Source organism: Kribbella sp. NBC_01484 (genome assembly GCF_036227145.1).
Taxonomy (GTDB): Bacteria; Actinomycetota; Actinomycetes; order Propionibacteriales; family Kribbellaceae; genus Kribbella.
In genome coordinates this window covers 3887265-3906286 of record NZ_CP109437.1, presented here as the reverse complement: position 1 = coordinate 3906286, position 19022 = coordinate 3887265, and the positions used below count along the sequence as shown (strand labels likewise).

Here is a 19022-nt window from a genome sequence, read left to right as displayed (position 1 = left end):
GCTTCTAGAGCGTCTGGGCAAGCTGTTGGAGCCGCATCCGCAACCCCTCAGAGCTGACCAAGCCGATGAGGGCCGCGATGACTTCGAATGGCAATGCGACGAGCTCCACCTCGAAGAGCACCACCAAAACGGCAGCCACAAGGACAAGCCCCAGCAGAAGCGTCACGGGGTTCATCGCGTCCACATTGCGGTAGAGGTCTCGGAGCGCGTCGACAAGCCGCCTGGCAATCAGGGCGGCCATCGCAGCGACGGCCGCCGCCGCGGCTGCTGCCTCGAGGCCGGCCTTCACCTCGACACTCAGGTAGCCGATGCACCCGGGTGGCACCGTGACCGCGGCATACACCCGCATCGGGGTCAATGTCCTGAGCAGCTTGCACAGCGGCGGCTGCCACGTGCCCGGCTTCCCGGTCCACTCAGGAAGATTGTGCGTGACCGCATCGGAGTCGTTCCACAGCCGCAGGTAGTAGGAGAACAACTCCTCGAACGCTCGCGCCAGAGAGTGCATCGGCTTGATCTCGAACCAGCCCCAACCCTCCTTCGGGTTCACCCCGCTGGCCGCATCGTGCAGGTCCGCGATATCGGGACGGACCCGAGCGCCTGTCTCTTCGTCATGCATCGCTGCCCAGTAGGCCGCTAGCTTGGCTTTGTTCTCGTCGGGCCAATTCTCGATCACCGTGTCGGTGAAGAGTCGGCTGATCAGCAGCGTGCCGTCCTTGGCGTCGTCCTTCTTGCGACTTTCTATCGTGGCGCGGCTGTCGACCACGATGCAGTGGTCCGGGAAGTCCCTCGCGTAGACAGCCATCAGGTCCTTATGGACCGCCTGCCCGATCGTCCGGTCGCTGACTGAGGTCCCTCCCGGGATATTGGTACTCACGAGTCTCACAATCTTCGCGACCCAGTCAGGGGGCGTCCCCTGTTTCAGCCAAACTTCCTTTACATCGTCGTAAGACGGGAACTCCTCTGGAATGTCCTCAGCGACGTCCGACTCGACCTTGCCTCCATTCGGGGTGAAGAACTCCTGCACCGCCTTCGCCAGCTGCTTCGCACTGTCCAGCGCCGTGGCCTTCTCCCTGATGCCGAACATCCATCGCACCCACGTCTCGGGGTCGATCCCGATCTTCGTGGACAGTGCAGCGAGCGCCGTGCCGACAGGATTTGCAACCGAGGCTTCGATCACACCGTTGGTCGCGAGCGTGTTGGCGACCTCGACAAAGAACCCGTGCAGCGTCGCCTGGTTCGGTCCGGGTGCCTGCCCATCGGGGACGATGAACCTGTCGGTGTCGGCCGGCGCAGCAGCACCCAGGCTGGGGATGGTGGTGAGCAGCTCCTTGGTCATCAGGCCGATTGCAGCGGCTGCGGCCGCCGGGTCGACCGGGCCCGTCGGGCCGGTGACGTACGCCTCAAGTACCGCAACGATGCCGCGGGCCTTCTCCTGGAGCGTCTCAAGGACCGTCGTAGGTGCTTCCCTAACTGCTGGCATGCTGCCTCCCCCGGCGGCGGAACCTGCCGTCGCCGTCCGCTGCAACGTGGCGGCAACACCGTCAAGGTCTGCGGCGGCCGGTTGCGGAACGACGCGCCACGGCCTACCGGTGGACGCTACTCCTAGGGCCGGAGACCGGCTAGGCCCAAGGCCCTGCATGGACAGACTGGCCTATCCCTCATTTCCGACGCACACTGAAGGTCCGCCCGCATACCAGGAAAGTCGCCAAAGTGGTCACAACGGTGCGGCGGCCCGGCGCGGAATTTAAGGGGTGCCCATGAGCTACCCGGTCGAGATCAAGGCGAACGTCGAGCCGAGTGCCATTGACTCGGCCTTGTCCACGCTGAAGTTGGCGGATAGCGACGCGGAGGAGCGGTCGATCTACTTCCTCGACACCAGCCGCGCCCACGAACCTCTGGTCTTGTACGCCCAAGGGGTCATCTTGCGAATCAGATGTGGCGTGGGTGGGGACAATGACTGCACGGTGAAATTCCGACCGTGCCGCCTCGCCCAACTGCCGACTGCCTGGAAGGAGCCGTCCACCGGTGACGGCTGGGAATACCGGCTCGAAGAAGACTGGACCGGTGACCATCGGGTCCTGTCAGCATCCCTGGTGGTGGACCGCGAGGACGCTCAGGTGGAGCCTGCGGTGCGCGGCGAGGATCCGTCAGCGGTGTTCGCCGACGACCAACTCGAGTTGTTTCATGGGTATACCTCTCATGACCTGCAGCCAAAGCACTTACGACTCTTGGGCCCGGTCCGCGCACGCAAGTGGAAGACCAAGGTTAGGGGTCACAAGATCTACTGTGAGGAATGGGACATTGACGCGCGACTGCGGTTCTTGGAGCTTTCGGGTCGCGCAGACGACGCAGATGCTGCCCAGGTGAGCCAGCAGCAACTGCTCGACCTGTACGAGTCGCTGGGCGTGCCCATCAGCGCAACCCCGGAACTGAAGACAAAACTCGTCCTGGACCACTTCTCCAAGACGGCACACCCTTCCTGACGGCTTCCCAGGCTGTCGCTTCGCGCAGTCCGCAGTGGGCGTCGGAGGTGATGAGCCGGACGCCGGTCAGGCCGCAGACGACCCGGTCGGCGAAGAACTCGTTCCACGCCGGCCCTGTTTCACTGCTGGACCGAGGGTGCGGGATCACAACCGTCACCACCTGTCCGAGCAGATGGTTCCCCACCTGGATGCGTTCGACGTCGCGCTCGGCGATCTTCAAAGGCTTGGGTGCGGGTATCGTTGGCCTCCAACTCGGGTTTTACTGACGGATGGTCTTCCGGCCGTCACCATTCCGCCACCCTGAGGACGATCTCGCGACTATCCGGCGGCCTATCCGCGTCAGCTACAGCGCAATCGAACGCTTGTAATGCCGATAGACAAGCAAGGTAGTTCCTGGGGTGCTGCTGATAACCCATTTGGCGCGGAAGGGATCCGAGCATTGACGTGAGAGGACCGCGCGAGGAGGGTGGCAAGGGAGGGAGAGCCGGAGTAGACAGCCGTCCACTGCGGAAGCTTCCCCCAAGGGGGAAACAATGTGCGGCACCATTCACTTGGGAACCAACAAGCTCGAAATCGACTGCGAACTCGCCGACCCGTTCTGGTGGCGGCATCCTGACCCAGTGATCGACCTCACCCGACTCGTCTTGGACAACCCTGAAGCCGGTCCCAGACCGGAGCCGTGGAAGGTCGAGCTCACCCAGATCGGGCAGATCCTCGCGACCGTTGGACACTTCCGAAACGCCGACCTCGCCGATCGCCTGGGGCATGTCGTTGCCGAGGCCGGCAACGACATCGCCGAGCAGGCGAAGGTCGACATCCGGTTCGAGTGGACCCCACACGCGACTGCGTAGTGGCCCTCCCACCAGCGCGTTGACAGAGCGACCCACCCCGACCGCGGAGACCCCGAGATGGTGCGGAGTCCGTCGTGGTGCTTGAAGCATCGGGAACCTAAGCGTCTCAAGACACGCGCCCCGAGGCGCGCCGCACCCAGAAGGCTGTAGCTAGATCCGCGATCAGCGGCACAGCGCGGGTAAATCGACGCCTGACGACAGCCACACCGATCAGTGATCGCGACTGGACCTCGCAGCACGGAGAGCGCGAGCGGGCGCCAACTTCGATCTAGGAGCACGTCGTGCCAGCTTCAGCACTCATTATCGTCGGCAGGATTCCTGTCCTAAGCACATCCGTGAGGGTCAGTGACCAGATCGCCTGCGCCATCGTCTTAATTTCCCCGAACGCTCCCGAGGTCATCGGCTCCGGACAGGATGTTCACCTGCAGCCATCCACCAGCCAGGGGGAGCGTCCATGACTCTCCTGCCGCCCAAGGTCGTCGGGCCGATAACCGAGCTCTCTACCTTCGTCACCGTTCTTGGGGCGATAGATGGCGCGGTTGTCCAATTGCTAGCAAACAATGCCCCGGTCGGCATTCCGGCCACCGCCCACGGTCTGTCCGTGGATGTGCCGTTGGGAGGGGTCCCACTCGCAGCAGGCGTGTCGGTGACAGCGACCCAGGCGGCCTCAAAATTCCTGCTCAACGACGTCAGCCCACCTTCTCCTGTGGGCGAGCCGGTCGGCGGCGCACCGACCTCGTTGCCACCCGTGGTGTTTCTCTCGATCCTGCACCCGTGCGCCGACTGGGCGTTCGTCGGTGGCACAGTGCCCGGCGTGACCGTCGAGCTCGTCTGGAACGGTCAGATGATCGGTACCGCGCTGTCCACCTCCACCACCGTCTCGGTACCGATCGCGTTCCCTCCTGGCGCCTCGCCCGGACAGACAGTGATGGCATCGCAGTCGGCAACGGTCGCCGGCCGGACAGTCAGGGGGCCAGCAGTCGAGTCGCCGCCGCTCGAGGCATCGCCGAATCGTGACGCCCCACCGCCCACGGTGACCCCGCCATATGAGTGTGACCTGGCCGTCCTGGTGTCCGGGTTGCTCGAAGGTGCGAGCCTGACAGTAAAGGTGGGCGCGGACGAGTTCGGCGGTTACCCGTTCGTCGGCACGCCGGTCTGGGTTGGCGTGCCGCGGGCGGTTAAGCCCGTCGATCAGGTATCGGCCAAGCAGGAGAGCACCACCTGCCACCGGTCGAGCGGTTTCACCGTTCCGCCAGTGGGAGTCAATGCGCCACCAGACCTCCCGGCGCCAGCCATCGTCGGCCCGATCTGCCCCAACGCTGTGTCAGTGGAGGTGCGCAACTTGCGCCCAGGAGCGGACGTGTGGATCGAGGCGCTCAAGGACCCAGACACGGGTTTGATTATCGACGAGGACCTCGGGCACATCCAGGCGTGGGCCACGGAGTGCGACTTCCCGCTTCCGGCCGGGTGGGCGGACCGTCCCGGAATCGCGAAGTATCCCGGCAAGTTCTTGCTGCAGTTCGCCGAGTCACTCTGCAACAAGCGCGCTCCGGTGGTGACGTACCCCATCGCTCCTCTCCCTGGTGCTGTAGGCACCCCGACTATCTCGCCGGCTCCGATTGAGTGCAGCAGGTACGTCAACGCAACGGGGTTGACCGCCGGCGCGCATGTCGTCGTCCACTCTGACCAGACTGACTTGCCCACCCTGAGCCCGTCATATCCCATCACTGGATCACAGATGACGCTCGAGCTGTACCGTCCGTTGCGGTGGCCTGAGAAGGTCTGGCTCAGCCAGAGTGGCTGCAGCGTTGCGGCAGACTCAGCGCAGGTGGACGTCCAGGTGTTCAAAGGCCTCCCACAGCCGGTAATCGAGACACCAGTGCGTATCCCGCGCGGCGGCTTCACTGCTCGCCAATTGATGCCAGGAGCCCGCGCGTACGTACGTGTCAACGGAGCGTTGCGCCCCGGTGTGGACGTCACGACGGACCGGATGTTCTTTCCCGTCCCAGGTCTCGGGTCCGGGCGAGATGACCACGTCACTCTGCAGCAGACAATGTGCACAAAGCAGTCGATCGAAAGTTCATCAGAACCTGTCACCCAGGGGGTGATGAAGGTCGGCGTCACCCCCTCGACGATCCAGCGGGGAGTACCCACCAGCATCACGGTCACGGCGGCGGACGCTGACACCGGTCAACCTGTCGGCGGTGTCGTCAGGATCGCCGGTGCCGTCGTGGGCCCGACCGGAACCCCGTTCGGCTACTTGTTCGCGCTCGGACAACCCGCGCCGCCGGCGACAGTAGAGGCCGTCGGCTACGAGCCGAGTGCGATCACGTTCAACCTCGTTGATCCGCCGCCGGCGTCAACCGGAACGCTGCACCTGAGCGTAAACAACAACTACCCGGGCATCCTGAAGATCACGTCCATCACCTGGTCGTTGTGGCGGCAGAACCTAAACAGCTTCACCCTGGTCAGCACCGTTACAGAGAAAGGGACATCCACAACGATGAAACCCAGCCCGAATGGTCAGTACCACATCCATGCTGACGTGTGGGTGGACAACAACGTCAGCGGCTACAACGAAGTCGCCGAGTTTCGCGGCAACCAGCAGGTGAATGGCACGAGCACTCTGGAGATCACGTGGTCCGGTAGCGACCAGTCTCGTGCGTTCCGGCTCTTCACCGAGACACAGATCATCACCGCCGGCGGAACCACTACCACCGTCGTCAACCCTGTCGTAGCCCTCTAAACCTCCCCGACTCGTCGTTGGATCACGGGAAGAAGGGTGTCAGTAGCCACTTCCTTGGGTCTACTCCGGGGACGTATTCGTAGATCGACCGCCGGGCCGCCCGCCCGAGCTGAGCCTCCGGTGATCACCTTCTGCGCACCTTGTAGCCTCCTCCGTCCGAGTTGACCAACCGGGACGGGCAGGTGTCGAGAATCGATCGTTTCTCAACACCCCCACCCGACAATTCGGCCAGACCTCGACACGCCGCGCTTCGAGTGTCGAAAAACGTGTTGCAAACCCGGAGTGTCCAACAACTCCCAATGCACCTATTTCCATACAGTCAGGGTGTGACGGCCACCGATCTCGACCACCGCGCCGCCCTGCTGCTCGACCCGGACCCCCTCGGCGTCATCGGCGGCGGCATGCTTCTCGGCTACGCCCGCGTCTCCACCCGCGACCAGAACCTCGACCGGCAGATCGACGGCCTGACTGGTGCCGGTTGTATCCGGATTTTCCAGGAGAAGCTCAGCGGCAAGAACGCCGAACGCCCCGAACTGCAGAATTGCCTGGAGTTCGCCCGACCCAACGACACCATCACCGTCACCGAGCTCTGGCGACTCGGCCGCAACCTCCAGGACCTCATCTCGATCGTCGGCGACCTGCGCCGGCGTGAGATCGGGTTCAAGTCGCTGCACGAGGCGCTCGACACCACCACACCCGGCGGCCGGCTCGTCTTCCACGTCTTCGCCGCCCTGGGCGAGTTCATCCGCGAGATGATCGTCCAGGGCACGCGTGAAGGCCTCGACGCCGCGCGTGCCCGCGGCACCCGTCTCGGGCGGCCACCGGCGATGACCGCAGAACAGATCCAGCACGCGCGCGATCTGCTCGGCAACCCGGACACCACGGTGTCCTCGATCGCTCGGCTACTCGGCGTCAGCCGGGCGACCATCTACAAATACGTCCCCGACCTCCGCTCGCCCGCTCTGCCCAGTTCGGCTGCTCCCCTTGAGCTGCCTGTGGCAGAACCTGCGGGGCGTACGTCGGACGAGCCACTGCCGATGCCCGCGTCGCCGCGGTCGACTGCCTGCCCGAGCTGCGGCCACCGGCCTGCGAGCAAGCACGAGCTACAACTGCACCGCGAAGGCCTCGAAACCGTGTGGCTCCTACCGGACCCATCCCAACCCGACACGGCCGTCATCGAGCGCTGGCATTGCGAACACTGCCAGCCCCACCAAGCCCGGATCATCATGTGCACCCTGTGCAGCGCGACGGTCATGCTCGGCGGACTGCTCGCAACCGGCAACCCTGCGCAGGTCCCTGACTGCGCCGTGCTGTGGCTCGCCGGCCACGGCTGGACCCGCGCAGGTGACCCGTGGATCTACGGAGACCACTCCTAGGGCGGCAGCAGGCGATCGCGGTCTAGCGCCGCACAGAATCTCTTCGACGAGGACGCCGCCAGGCGGACATGGTGACGGACGTCGCGTGTGCGTACATGATTCTGGAAGTGGGGAGCGGATCAGGTTGGGGAGAGTGGTTCAAATGGGTGAGCGGGATGAGGCGTCGGTGGATGGGCTCGGGTTGGCGGATGCCATCGGGATGTTGCGTGATGAGTTGTTGCGTGCTCGGGCCGAGGGGGGCCGGTCGGATGTCCAGCTGCCGGTCGAGTCGATGACCGTGGAGTTGAAGGTCACGGCGACGAAGTCGGTTGACGGCAAGGCTGGGTTCAAAGTGCCCTTCGTGAACCTGGAGTTGGGCGGCGGCGGAAGCCGGGAGCGAGGCTCGGATCAGACGGTGACGGTGGTGTTCGGCGGGCCGGTCGACCGCGAGGGCAAACCGGTGAAGGTGGCCGAGGCCAGCAACGAACTGATCGGGTAGGTCAGTGGCACCGGCAGAGTCGGTGGCGTTAGGAGCCCGGGTGGTCGAGGTGATCGCCGACCTGGGTGAATCGTTGGCAGAGCGGTACCGGTACGGGTCGGGGTGCATCGTGCGAGGTCGCACGGTGCTGACCGCGGCACATGTGGTGACCGGAGCCGTCGCAGTGCAGGTACGTGGCCAGGACAAGCGGTTGTTCCCGGCAACGGTTGACGCGCGGTTTGTTGGCGAGGTGGACGGCCCTCGGCCCGATCTTGCGCTGGTAGAGATCGACGACGTGGCGCTGGATCTGCCACCGATCGGGTTGGCGCGGGTCGATCGGGACAGCCCGACGGGCGAGCCCGTGGAGAGGTGTCACGCGGTCGGCTACCCATGGTTCGCCGTGGTCCCGTCACCGCAGAGAGTGCGGGACACGGTCGACGCTCTCGGCGTTGTCCCGGTGTTGTCGAAGCTGGCTCGCGGTGCGTTGAGCATGCAGGTATCCGCATCGCCGCGGCCGTTGCCGCCTGAGCGAATAGGCCTTGGGGAATCAGAGTGGTCGGGAATGTCCGGCGCCCCAGTGATTTCGGGCGGGTTGCTGCTCGGCGTTGTGACCGAGCACGCACCCCGGGAAGGCACCTCGGCGATCACGGCGATCCCGCTGACCGCGCTTGAGCCGGACCCACTCCACGAGAATTGGGGTGAGGGCGTCGATGATCCGTCCGCGTGGTGGTCGCGGCTGGGCGTATCAGGCCTCGATGAGCTGCGACGATTGCCGGCCCGTGAGGAGCGGCCAGAGCCGGCGTACTGGGAAACCCTGCGCGAGTTCGGCCGCACCCTGCACCAGCGGATGCCGCAACTCCTCGGTCGGGGGCAGGAGCTCGCCGACATCGCGGCCTTCGCCACCGGCGCTGCGGGATATCGGTGGCTGGTCGGCGGGGCGTACGTGGGCAAGACCGCGCTTCTGTACGAGACGGTCACGGTGGGGTTGCCCCCCGAGGTCGATGTGGTCTGTTATTTCCTGTCCCGGCGGGCCTCGGACGCGGACAGCGACCGGTTTCTTGACGCGACGGTGCCCCAGTTGGCGTACCTGTGCGAGGTGGATCCGCCTGTGGCGGATCGGGATCAGTTCGCCGCGTTGTGGCGGCAGGCGGTGGACCGGGCGAACGGGCTTGGCCGGCATCTGCTGCTCGTGGTCGATGGCTTGGACGAGGACCGCCGCCCGCCTGGGTCGGCGAGCGTGGCGAGCTTGCTGCCCACACTGGTCGGCGCACATGCGCATGTGCTGGTGGCCAGCCGCCCCAACCCGGATCTGCCGGTCGACGTACCGAACGGGCACGCCCTGAGAGCGGCGGACCCCGCGAAGCTACAGCCGTTCGAGGGCGCCAAGGAGTTGGCGCACCGAGCCCGCCAGGAGATCGACGACCTGACCCACGGAGACGATGTCGATCTGGCGGTGGACGTCCTGGGATTGTTGACCGCCGCCGGCGGCCCGCTGTCGGTCACGGACCTGGCTACGCTCTCAAACGGCCTGGCCGCACCATCGGCCAGCCACACGCGACAGGTGCGTCGCCTCGTCGCCGAGCGCGCCGCCCGCAGCCTGGAGCCGGTCGGGTCGATCGGGCAGCCGCGCTATCAGTTCGCCCACTACTCGTTGCTCGAGTACGCCCAGACGACCGACGACCTGTGCGACCCCGAGTATCGAGACCGGATCCACCAGTGGGCCGAGCAGTGGCGCGCTACAGGCTGGCCAGTCACCACCGGGGGCACTCCGGCGTACCTGCTGGACAGCTACCCCGGGACACTGACCGCCGAGCCGGATAGGTTGACGGCGCTGGTCAGGGACGCCGGATGGGTCAACGCTGCGATCCAATCAGCCGGCGCGGATGTCACAGCCGCCATTCGGCAGGCCGCAACCGCCAACCCAACCGACGCAGCCGTCCGCGCGATGCTCGCCACGGTCACCCGCCAGGCGCACTACCTGAAACGGTCCCAGCCGCTTGCACAGGCCGGCTACGTGTTGCGACAACTGTGGCTACAGGCGGCCGAACTCACCGAGGACAGCCTCGCCAATGACCTGCACGCACGGCTGCAGGCCGATCCCGGCGGGCTGCTTCCGCTGTGGACCACCCGCCGCGCAAGTAGCCGCATGGCGGCCGAGCTCGGCCGCCACGACCGTGCGGTGACGGCGGTGGTTGTGCTGCCGGACGGGCAGGTCGTCACCGGAGGAGCAGACAACCGGGTACTGCTGTGGGATTCCGCCACGCCCGGTGCCCAGCCGGTCGAGCTCGGCCGCCACGACGACAGGGTGTGGGCGGTGGCTGTGCTGACGGACGGGCGGGTCGTCACCGGCGGGGAGGACAACCGGGTGCTGCTGTGGGATCCCGTCACACGCGGCGGCGAGCCGGTCGAACTCGGCCGCCACGACGACATCGTGGCGGCGGTGGCTGTGCTGCCGGACGGGCGGGTCGTCACCGGCGGATGGGACAACCGGATATTGCTGTGGGATCCCGCCACACCCGGCGGCGAGCCGGTCGAGCTCGGCCGCCACGACAGTCACGGCCGCCACGGCAGTACGGTGGCGGCGGTGGCTGTGCTGCCGGACGGGCGGGTCGTCACCGGCGGGGGCGACAGCCGGGTGCTGCTGTGGGATCCCGCCACCGCCGGTGCCGAGCCGGTCGAGCTCGGCCGCCACCTCAGTGCGGTGGCGGCGGTGGCTGTGCTGCCGGACGGGCAGGTCGTCACCGGCGGGGGCGACAACCGGGTGCTGCTGTGGGATCCCGCCACCCCCGGTGCCGAGCCGGTCCAACTCGGCCGCCACGACGACATGGTGTCGGCGATGGCTGTGCTGCCGGACGGGCAGGTCGTCACCGGCGGGTGGGACAACCGGATACTGCTGTGGGATCCCGTCACACCCGGCGCCGAGCCGGTCCAACTCGGCCGCCACGACGACAGGGTGTGGGCGGTGGCTGTGCTGCCGGACGGGCGGGTCGTCACCGGCGCGGCCGACAACCGGGTGCTGCTGTGGAATCCCGCCACTCCGGGCAGTGAGCCGGTCGAGCTCGACCGCCACGACGGTGAGGTGAAGGCGGTGGCTATGTTGCCGGGTGGGCGGGTCGTCACCGGCGTGGGCGATCGGGTGCTGCTGTGGGATCCCGCGACCCCCGGTGCCGAGCCGGTCGAGCTCGGCCGCCACGACGGCATGGTGTGGGTGGTGGCTGTGCTGCCGGACGGGCGGGTCGTCACCGGCGGAGCAGACAACCGGATATTGCTGTGGGATCCCGCGACCCCAGGTGCCGAGCCGGTCGAGCTCGGCCGCCACGACGGCATGGTGTGGGTGGTGGCTGTGCTGACGGATGGGCGGGTCGTCACCGGCGGAGCAGACAACCGGATATTGCTGTGGGATCCCGCGACCCCAGGTGCCGAGCCGGTCGAGCTCGGCCGCCACGACGGCATGGTGTGGGTGGTGGCTGTGCTGACGGATGGGCGGGTCGTCACCGGCGGGGGCGACGACCGGATATTGCTGTGGGATCCCGCCACCCCCGGTGCCGAGCCGGTCGAGCTCGGCCGCCACGACGGCGAGGTGGTGGCGGTGGCTGTGCTGCCGGACGGGCGGGTCGTCACCGGCGGGGTGGACAACCGGGTGCTGCTGTGGGATCCCGCCACACCCGGCGCTGAGCCAAACGAGCTCGGCCGCCAAGACGACAGGGTGTCGGCGGTGGCTGTGCTGACGGACGGGCGGGTCGTCACCGGCGGGTTCGACCAGGGTGTGCGTGTGTGGGACTTGACGACGCGAGGCGAGGTCGCGCGGGTGGGCAGCTCAGTCCGCGCCTTGGCGACATGGGTGGATAGCGATGGCGAGTCCTACCTCGTCATCGCCCACTCAGGCGCCGGACTCTCGTTTTGGTTGGTCACGGATCAATCGCCGGGACCGACGCCACCCTGACTCCATGCGGGGAGTTCTCCCGGCTGGGTGTCAGGAGCCCGGGAGATGTCTCGCGACCGGTGACCCAGCGCAGATACCGGAAGCCGCCGTACAGTGGCTCACCAGCCGCGGCTGGTACCACGCCGGCAACCAGTGGATCTGCGGACACTACCCCTAGAACTCGCCAAGTCGCGGCCGGTCAATCGCCGCGCGCGGCAGTGGGTGATGCACGAGGAGGCCGTCGTGGAGGAAGGCCCGGACGGCAAGCCACACGTGCGCGAGATCGTCCTAGTTGGATAACTCGCCCAACGAACAGAGCCGGAGGGACTCGAGTCACCGACTCGGAGCCCCTTCTCTGTCGTAGACCGCCGCACGACCGCAACCCAAGGCGCAAGCCCAGGCCCTACCCGCGGCTTGGGGCCAGGCGGTCACAGGCTTCTTACCGACACCCCGACAGCCAAGGACCCGCACCGCCTCCGCCACCGTGGGCCTGCGGACAGCCGTCGAGGAACTGTCGTCGTACCGGCTGATCTGTATCGACGAGTTCGAGCTCGACGATCCCGGCGACACGATGCTGATCTCGCGCCTGCTCGGTCAACTGGTCGCCGCCGGTGTCGACTTGGCGGCGACCTCGAACACGTTGCCCGACAAGCTCGGTGAGGGCCGCTTCCAGGCGATCGACTTCCTCCGCGAGATCCAGGCCCTGTCCGCGCACTTCGACGTACGACGCATCGACGGCCCCGACTACCGTCACCGCGGCCTGCCCGTGGCGCCGGAGCCGTGGCCCGACGAGAAGGTTGAGGCCACGGCCGCCGAGCGAGCCAACGCTTCGTGCGACCACTTCGTCGACCTGCACCACCACCTCGCGCAACTCCACCCCAGCAAGTACGGCGCTCTGCTCGACGGCGTGGACAGCGTTCGCATCACCGACATCCGTCCGCTGGCCGACGAGAACGTGGCGCTGCGCGTCGTCGTCCTGGCCGACCGCATGTACGACCGGAACCTGCCGCTCCTGGCCGGCGGCGTCCCGCTGGACCAGCTCTTCTCCGCCGACATGCTCAAGGGCGGCTACCGCAAGAAGTACCTCAGAGCCCTCTCCCGGCTGATCGCCCTGGCCCGCGCGTCCTGAGTGCTGGACCTCTGGGTGTGCTTTCCTGGCGGGATGGTGAGCCACTCGCGGCCGATCGCCGTGTCGCTGCTTCTGTTCGGTGCGGCGCTCGGGCTGCTGATCGTCGGCCGATTCGTGCAGTTCGACGACCTGTCCGGTGCCGGCAGCGACCTGTGGATCCTTCCGCTGGGCCTGCTCGCCCTACCTGCGGCGGTCTCGGCCGTGGTGGTCGCCTGGTCCGATGCGAAGGCGCGGCTCTGGCTGGGGATCGTGCAGGCGGTCCTGTTCGGTTGCCTTGTCTGGCAGCAGACGGGGAACGACGGATTTCGGTTCATCTGGCACCGTGACGAGGGCGAGCTCGTGCTGCTGGGGATCGGCCTCGGGGTGACCGCCGCGGTGCTGATCGCGACTGCGGTGCAACCGTCGACGCAGGCCGAGGCCGAAGCCGCGCGGGTGGCCGGCGAAGGTCCGGGAGCAGGCCGGTGGCTCGTGCGGGCAGCGGTCTACCTGGGCGGATCCGTCGCCTTCGTGTTCCTCGCGTTCCTCTCCGGGGCGTCCTATTACGCCGCGACCGAGTGCGACGGCTCCGAGAGCGATTGTCTGGCGACGCTCGGTGGCCTTGCGTGGGGCGTGGTCTCAGTTCCGGTAGCCATCGTGCTGATCGTCGTGATCGAGCTCGTGCTGGCGCGCCGCCGCAAGTCGGCTCGATCCAGCCCGGACGCGACAAAGTAGACGCCTAGACCCACCGCGGCGATCCCGCCCAAGATGACCGATGTCCAGGTTCCAGCAGCTCGGGGCCGTTGTTCTTCACGTTGTTCACGGCCTCGACACCGCGTACATGTCCAGACTGCCGTCGACCGGCGGCGCCATCAGGCCGCGGAGCTGGTCGACGTCGTGGTTGCGGGGATCGAGCCACTCGGCCCACCCGTCAGGGGTGACCGCCATCGGCATCCGGTCGTGGATCCGGCCGACGCTGTCGGTCGCCGTTGTGGTGATGATCGTGTACGTGGGGATGACCCCGTTGGGGTCGTCGTCGGGGAGCGACTTGTCGTACCAGACCTCGTACAGCCCTGCCAGCGCCAGCGTCGTCGATCCGTCGGTCGGCCTGATCGCGAAGGGCTGCTTGAGCTTCTTGCCCGACTTGCCGATCTCATCGGTTTCGAGCCACTCGTAGGAGGCGTCGACCGGGATCAGCGCTCGCTGAGAATTGAAGGCGCGGCGGTACGCCGGCTTCTCGTGGACAGTCTCTGCGCGAGCGTTGATCATCCTCGCGCCATCCTTGATGTCCTTGGCAAACACCGGCAGCAAGCCCCACCGGAACGCCCGGAGCTCTCGCACCGGATCCGCAGCCTCACCGGCGTCGTCAGGGATGCGGGCGATCACCACCGGGTTGTCCTTGGTCGGGGTGACGTTGAAGTCCTGGCCCCGCAGGTCGTCGGCGTTGCCCTCGTCGACGACGAACCGCTCGAGCAGATCGGCGCGGCTAGCCACCGAGGCGTATCGACCACACATGCCTGCCAGCCTGCCACGCGCCACGGACACAGCAGCGATGCCGACGGAATCACCCCCCTCCACGGCCGACCGCGGGGAGAGCCGCACGACAGGCCGGGGGTCTGAGGGCTGGCGCCATGTGGCGGTGCGCTAGGCAGGACGCCACCCCCGGTGCCGGCGGGTACGGCTCAGGAATCGAGCTGGTCGAGATCGTCGGGAGTGAGGTCGGGTCGCAAGCGGATGAACCTCATCGAGTGGCGGACCTGGCCGGCCTGGGTGGCGGCATCGGCAGCGACTTCTGCGACGACAAGCGGCTCGACCTTGGTCAACGGCTTCTTGGAGTCCTTCCCGCCCCATCGCTGCGAGGTGATCTCGTCCGGCCACGGGTGGCCCGGCTTGGCAGGGGTCAGCACCGCGCCGAGCTCGGCCGACTGGGCCGGGCTGAGCGGAACAGTGCGGCCGACGATGAGCAGATCGTCGCCGCGGTACAGGCCGGCGATCACCACCTCGGGCCGGGCGATCGGCCCGAGCACGCCACCGATCAGAAACTCCCGGGTGGCCCGGTGCTTCACCTTCAGCCAGTCGCGGCGACCGCCGACGTACCGGGTGGCCGCCCCCTTCACGACCCGCCCCTCGACGCCTATCGCCGCAGGCAGCACGTCGAACCACTCCCGGGCTTCCTCGAGGTCCGCGGTGACCGATGTCAGCTGCAGCGGGGGCGAGAACCTGGTGGCGAGCTGCTCCAAGCGGCCGCGGCGGACGGTCCACCGCTGGGTGCGCAGGTCGACCCCGGCCACCGCGAGCAGGTCGAACGCGACGTACGACGCCGGTACGGCGGCGACCAGCTGCCTCGCTTTGGCCGGTGATGTGACCATGCGGCGCTGCAAAGCGTCGAACGACAGCCGGCCGTCGACCAGCATCAGCAGCTCCCCGTCCAATACGACGCCGTCGTCGATCTGGCGAACGGCGGCGGCCGCAATGTCGGGGAACCGATCGGTCAGGTCTTTGCGCTGCCGTGACCACAGCCTCGCTTGGTCACCGCGCCGAACGATGGTGCAGCGAAATCCGTCAAACTTCGGTTCATACCGGCTGCCGCCGGGCAGCGCGTTCGGGCCGGGGATCTCCTCGACCGCCCGGGTCAGCTCGACGTCGGCCGGCCCAACCAGATCCGGCGGCAGCCGGACCGCGTCGGGGTCAGTCCGCCGTACCCGGGGCATCGTCTCGCCTCGCTGCGCGCGGATCGGCCGGTTGGCCGAACGGCGGCCACACCACCACGACGACCTGGTCGACGACGTCGGCCGGGTCGCGCAGCGGGCAGAACCGGTGGTGGGCAGGCAGGTCTCCGCCGTCGCACTTTCCACACCGCCAGGCCATGCCTCCAGAGTGCGCCCCCGGGGTGATGATGCCGGCCCAGCCCACCTCTCGATTTAGTCCCGGGCGGTCCTTCTGACTTGGGGATCAGGGGTGATTGCCGCCCGCACGCGCCGTGCCCGTCATCGGGCCGGTAGAGCCGGGCACCGACCGTCCGGCACCGGACGACGCCGGTGATAACGGCCGAATCGGGCGTGCATCCCGCCGGGCGTGTCGCGGCGGTCTGAGCGGCTGATCCGGGCCGCCGGCGGCAGCCTCCCTTGATGCTGGTCGTTATCACCGGGATCGAATCCGGGGGAAGATGCAGGCGGCCACCGATGGACGGTGCGCTGGCTGGAGAACTCTATGGGGGGCGGATGCGCTTCAAGCGACGGACGGTGATGCAGATCACCGACATGATCTGTGGGAACGGGCCGGACGAGTCGGCGCTCTTCCGGTATCGCAGCAGCTCGTACCTCACCGAGTTCTTCAGCGATGTCGACACCGACTATGCCCACGATGGGACGACCCGGCAGCACTGGGTGGCCGACACGCTGGAGAAGGTCCTTGAGGAGCCGCAACCTGGGCCTGGCAAGGTTCCGCTGACCTTCGCCCGGGTGATCCAGCGGCTGATGGACCCAGCAGACGCGGTCAACGAGGACCAGAGCCGAGTCGGCGCGCTGCAGATGCTCAACGCCTCTTTGGCCAGGGAAGGATTCGAGGCGTACTACGCACCGGACGGACAGTGCTACCTCCGGCACATCGCCACGAACGTCACGACTGCTCCGGAGCAGAACCCACACCGGCCTTTCTCCGCGACCGAACTCGAACGTCGGGAGCAACTCCCCGTCTACCTCGACAGCGCGTCAGAAGACGAGCTGATCGACGACGTTCTGCTCCCGCTGTTCCGGCAGATGGGCTTTCACCGAGTCACTGCGACGGGCCACAAGGACAAGGCGCTGGTCAAGTACGACGAACCGACCCGGCTGGTTGCGCTCACAGATCGGACTGGATTCCCAAGCAGCCAGGAAGAACTGACGATCGGCCACCATGATGCGATGCGCGACCTCCTGTCTGCCACTCTGTGACGCTTATCTGAAGGGCTCCCCGTCGAACATTCGCTCGTCCATGATGAAGTTGCGAGTTGGCGGCTTGCGGCATCGAGTATGCCGACCGCTTCTAGCCGTCGAACGTCAGACGCGGCACGTCATAGAGATCTCGAATCCGTGGTCTCGTCCAGGTTGGGGTGGTGGCCTCTACGACGTACATCTCGGTTAGGAACTGGACGGTTGCTCCTAGCAAATGACTCGTATAGCCAGCAGCAGCATGGGTCTTAAGTCCGACAGAGACGTGGATGTGGGGGTTGAGCTCGGAGTTCGCGTCGTCGTAGGCGAGTGTTCCGCCACCGAGAGCCTCGACGTACTCGAGGTGGACGGAGCTCCAGACGGGGGCTTCTGGGTTTTCGAGGCGTTCGCACGTGCCGACCAGTTCTACGTTCCGCAGGCCGGCGATGAACATGGGGATGAAGCCTTGACGGATGTTCCGGGTGCGGCAGAACTCTGCAAGTGAGGTGTAGAAGTCCTCGCCGTGGTCGAAGCGGACCGCGAACGTCCGGCCCGGGGTGACTTCGGCTGCTTGCACTGGTTGCTCCTTCAGGGACTCTGAGGTTGGTTGATGTTGGCAACGTAACGCAAGGCGGTCATGAGACCCTCGGTTGACAGCAGGCGGCTGCGTGGGTGGGCGAGGCCGTCAACGCCGGCTGCCGCGAGTTCGCTGTTCCGGGTGACGAACCACTTCCACGAGATGTCGAAGTACGCCGCCATCGCCTGCAATCGGCCAGCGGGTGTCGGCTGGCCGACGACCGACTTGACCGCGGCATCGCGGGAGATGCCGTGGTACGTCGACCACCGGGACGACGGTGCATCGGTGTCGACGTACCAGAGGCCCGGGCCCCGGAGCCAGTTGGCGACGATGACGTCATCGGCGAGAACGAATCCCTCGATCTCGGCGAGCTCAGGCTCCGCGGCGATCTGGACTTCGATCCCGAAGGCCTCCATGAGCGCCATCGCCAGTAGCAAGAGCACCCTCTCGTACCTGGGCGACGTACGAACCTCGTGCTCCGGAATGCAGAACCCGCGGCGCATCGTCCCGAACCGAGCTGAGGTGCGGCGGAGGTAGTCCAGCTTGTGCGTCCAGAGCAACCACGCAGACGCCTCCTCGCCCCGTTGCTCTCGGCTCCAGAAGAACGGCTCGGTGGTGAGCCTCGGCATGTGGCGAATGATGTGACGAGCGCAGAACTCCGATCCGAGCCACTTGCTCGACACACCGTTCAGCTTCGGCACCTCACTGAGCGTGGCCGATGACTTCGAGGTTCCGTCATAGTGCGCCAACGATCGCTGGTAGAAGTCGAGGGCACTGTCGTCGGCGAGGATTGCGGAGTCGGCGTTCGTCACCGCCCACACGACACCGACGGTCAGGTCGTCCAGGCGGTACGCGTGAGGAACGCGATGAGCGTCTGACCGTCGTACGGCGGAGGCCGCGAACTCACGGCCGTCCGCCACGTGCACAACCGGCCCGTCCTCTGTCAGGATCGGCGCGATCAACATCGTTCGGCGGTGCGGACGCTCCAGACTGGCGAGTAGGCCCGAGGACAGCTCGAGTACGACGCCGTCGTCGACGGGGACTGACGGCGAGAGCACAGCTGCCAGCTCTGCACCATGAAATGATCGCCCGCCCGGGACATCGACGATCCCAATCGCTGCTCCGGCCTCGCGACGCGCAAGGTCCACCAGAGCCACGCTGCCGCTCGCCTCTGCACTGTCCCCGTGCTCCAAAGCCCTTCGATTCTCGAAACCGAGGTCCGCGTCAGACGACGCGCCGAGCACCTCGCGCAATGCGTCTCGCGCAAGAGCGATCGGCCAGGAGTACCAGCCTCGCTCCCAGTCCGACACAGACTTCGCAGTGATCGTGCCGGGCCGACCCGTAGTCTGCAGGATCGCCCCGTTCACCAACTCCGCGAGGCGGGCTTGCGACATCTCGCCGCGCGCCCGGCGCAACAGCCTGTTGGGCTTCCTGTCCTCAGCCATGAATCCGGCCAACGAACTGCCTCGCCAGGTCCATCTCGAGTCCACACCTCACGCGGCCGCTTCCCTTCTTGGCTCGATGGCCCAGGGTCCTACGAAGCGTCGGGACGGCGCACGGGCATGGGAGGACGCGTTCAAGACGTCTTGGTTACGCT

At 66.8% G+C, this 19022-nt stretch carries 15 protein-coding genes and 1 pseudogene; 9 read left to right on the top strand and 7 right to left on the bottom strand.

The window, feature by feature from the left end; genetic code table 11:
• Positions 1-4: 4 nt before the first annotated feature.
• On the bottom strand, positions 5-1480 hold the full coding sequence (locus tag OG555_RS19220; protein WP_329484281.1) for a hypothetical protein: 1476 nt from the start codon (positions 1478-1480) through the stop codon (positions 5-7).
• A 277-nt stretch (positions 1481-1757) separates the two neighbouring features.
• Here OG555_RS19220 and OG555_RS19215 point away from each other — a divergent pair, with 277 nt between their 5' ends.
• Positions 1758-2483, top strand: coding sequence for a hypothetical protein (locus tag OG555_RS19215; RefSeq protein ID WP_329484280.1), 726 nt, complete (start codon positions 1758-1760; stop codon positions 2481-2483).
• A gap of 10 nt (positions 2484-2493) precedes the next feature.
• Here the strand turns inward: OG555_RS19215 and OG555_RS42885 are convergent.
• Positions 2494-2613 (bottom strand): annotated as a pseudogene (locus tag OG555_RS42885) (transposase); the annotation flags it as partial.
• 403 nt (positions 2614-3016) lie between these two features.
• Here OG555_RS42885 and OG555_RS19205 point away from each other — a divergent pair.
• From OG555_RS19205 to OG555_RS19175, 7 genes are all read left to right on the top strand, one after another.
• Positions 3017-3334, top strand: a complete 318-nt coding sequence (locus OG555_RS19205; protein ID WP_329484279.1) for a hypothetical protein — start codon at positions 3017-3019, stop codon at positions 3332-3334.
• Positions 3335-3788: 454 nt separating this feature from the next.
• Complete coding sequence (locus tag OG555_RS19200) at positions 3789-6080, top strand: hypothetical protein (RefSeq protein WP_329484278.1); 2292 nt, start codon at positions 3789-3791, stop codon at positions 6078-6080.
• Between the two features lie 326 nt (positions 6081-6406).
• Positions 6407-7456, top strand: a complete 1050-nt coding sequence (locus tag OG555_RS19195; RefSeq protein WP_329484277.1) for a recombinase family protein — start codon at positions 6407-6409, stop codon at positions 7454-7456.
• Positions 7457-7598: 142 nt separating this feature from the next.
• A complete protein-coding gene (locus tag OG555_RS19190; protein WP_329484276.1) occupies positions 7599-7934 on the top strand; it encodes a trypco2 family protein in 336 nt (111 codons plus the stop codon).
• Positions 7935-7974: 40 nt separating this feature from the next.
• The gene (locus tag OG555_RS19185) at positions 7975-11856 is read left to right on the top strand and encodes a trypsin-like peptidase domain-containing protein (protein WP_329484275.1); all 3882 of its coding nucleotides are present in this window, start codon (positions 7975-7977) and stop codon (positions 11854-11856) included.
• A 463-nt stretch (positions 11857-12319) separates the two neighbouring features.
• The gene (gene zapE, locus OG555_RS19180) at positions 12320-12964 is read left to right on the top strand and encodes a cell division protein ZapE (RefSeq protein ID WP_329484274.1); all 645 of its coding nucleotides are present in this window, start codon (positions 12320-12322) and stop codon (positions 12962-12964) included.
• 33 nt (positions 12965-12997) lie between these two features.
• Positions 12998-13675 (top strand): hypothetical protein, encoded by a 678-nt coding sequence (locus OG555_RS19175; RefSeq protein ID WP_329484273.1) that lies wholly within the window; start codon positions 12998-13000, stop codon positions 13673-13675.
• 84 nt (positions 13676-13759) lie between these two features.
• Here the strand turns inward: OG555_RS19175 and OG555_RS19170 are convergent, their stop codons facing one another.
• The 3 genes from OG555_RS19170 to OG555_RS19160 all read right to left on the bottom strand — a co-directional run bounded on the left by OG555_RS19170 (position 13760) and on the right by OG555_RS19160 (position 15808).
• The gene (locus OG555_RS19170) at positions 13760-14434 is read right to left on the bottom strand and encodes an SOS response-associated peptidase (RefSeq protein WP_329484272.1); all 675 of its coding nucleotides are present in this window, start codon (positions 14432-14434) and stop codon (positions 13760-13762) included.
• Between the two features lie 188 nt (positions 14435-14622).
• Positions 14623-15651: an ATP-dependent DNA ligase gene (locus tag OG555_RS19165; protein ID WP_329484271.1), complete on the bottom strand. Its 1029-nt coding sequence runs from the start codon at positions 15649-15651 to the stop codon at positions 14623-14625.
• Positions 15629-15808, bottom strand: coding sequence for a hypothetical protein (locus OG555_RS19160; RefSeq protein WP_329484270.1), 180 nt, complete (start codon positions 15806-15808; stop codon positions 15629-15631). The genes OG555_RS19165 and OG555_RS19160 overlap by 23 nt, the downstream gene beginning before the upstream one ends.
• 353 nt (positions 15809-16161) lie before the next feature.
• Between OG555_RS19160 and OG555_RS19155 the strand changes: the two genes are divergently transcribed.
• The gene (locus OG555_RS19155; protein WP_329484269.1) at positions 16162-16872 is read left to right on the top strand and encodes a hypothetical protein; all 711 of its coding nucleotides are present in this window, start codon (positions 16162-16164) and stop codon (positions 16870-16872) included.
• 91 nt (positions 16873-16963) lie between these two features.
• Here the strand turns inward: OG555_RS19155 and OG555_RS19150 are convergent, their stop codons facing one another.
• Together OG555_RS19150 and OG555_RS19145 are read right to left on the bottom strand one after the other, a co-directional pair.
• Complete coding sequence (locus OG555_RS19150; RefSeq protein WP_329484268.1) at positions 16964-17425, bottom strand: PPC domain-containing DNA-binding protein; 462 nt, start codon at positions 17423-17425, stop codon at positions 16964-16966.
• Between the two features lie 11 nt (positions 17426-17436).
• The gene (locus OG555_RS19145; RefSeq protein WP_329484267.1) at positions 17437-18870 is read right to left on the bottom strand and encodes a hypothetical protein; all 1434 of its coding nucleotides are present in this window, start codon (positions 18868-18870) and stop codon (positions 17437-17439) included.
• Positions 18871-19022 lie beyond the last annotated feature (152 nt).

Coding starts and splice junctions, on each gene's coding strand:
- OG555_RS19220 (WP_329484281.1), bottom strand. CDS start 1,480: ATGCCAGCAGTTAGGGAAGCACCTACGACGGTCCTTGAGACGCTCCAG.
- OG555_RS19215 (WP_329484280.1), top strand. CDS start 1,758: ATGAGCTACCCGGTCGAGATCAAGGCGAACGTCGAGCCGAGTGCCATT.
- OG555_RS19205 (WP_329484279.1), top strand. CDS start 3,017: ATGTGCGGCACCATTCACTTGGGAACCAACAAGCTCGAAATCGACTGC.
- OG555_RS19200 (WP_329484278.1), top strand. CDS start 3,789: ATGACTCTCCTGCCGCCCAAGGTCGTCGGGCCGATAACCGAGCTCTCT.
- OG555_RS19190 (WP_329484276.1), top strand. CDS start 7,599: ATGGGTGAGCGGGATGAGGCGTCGGTGGATGGGCTCGGGTTGGCGGAT.
- OG555_RS19175 (WP_329484273.1), top strand. CDS start 12,998: ATGGTGAGCCACTCGCGGCCGATCGCCGTGTCGCTGCTTCTGTTCGGT.
- OG555_RS19165 (WP_329484271.1), bottom strand. CDS start 15,651: ATGCCCCGGGTACGGCGGACTGACCCCGACGCGGTCCGGCTGCCGCCG.
- OG555_RS19160 (WP_329484270.1), bottom strand. CDS start 15,808: ATGGCCTGGCGGTGTGGAAAGTGCGACGGCGGAGACCTGCCTGCCCAC.
- OG555_RS19155 (WP_329484269.1), top strand. CDS start 16,162: ATGCGCTTCAAGCGACGGACGGTGATGCAGATCACCGACATGATCTGT.
- OG555_RS19145 (WP_329484267.1), bottom strand. CDS start 18,870: ATGGCTGAGGACAGGAAGCCCAACAGGCTGTTGCGCCGGGCGCGCGGC.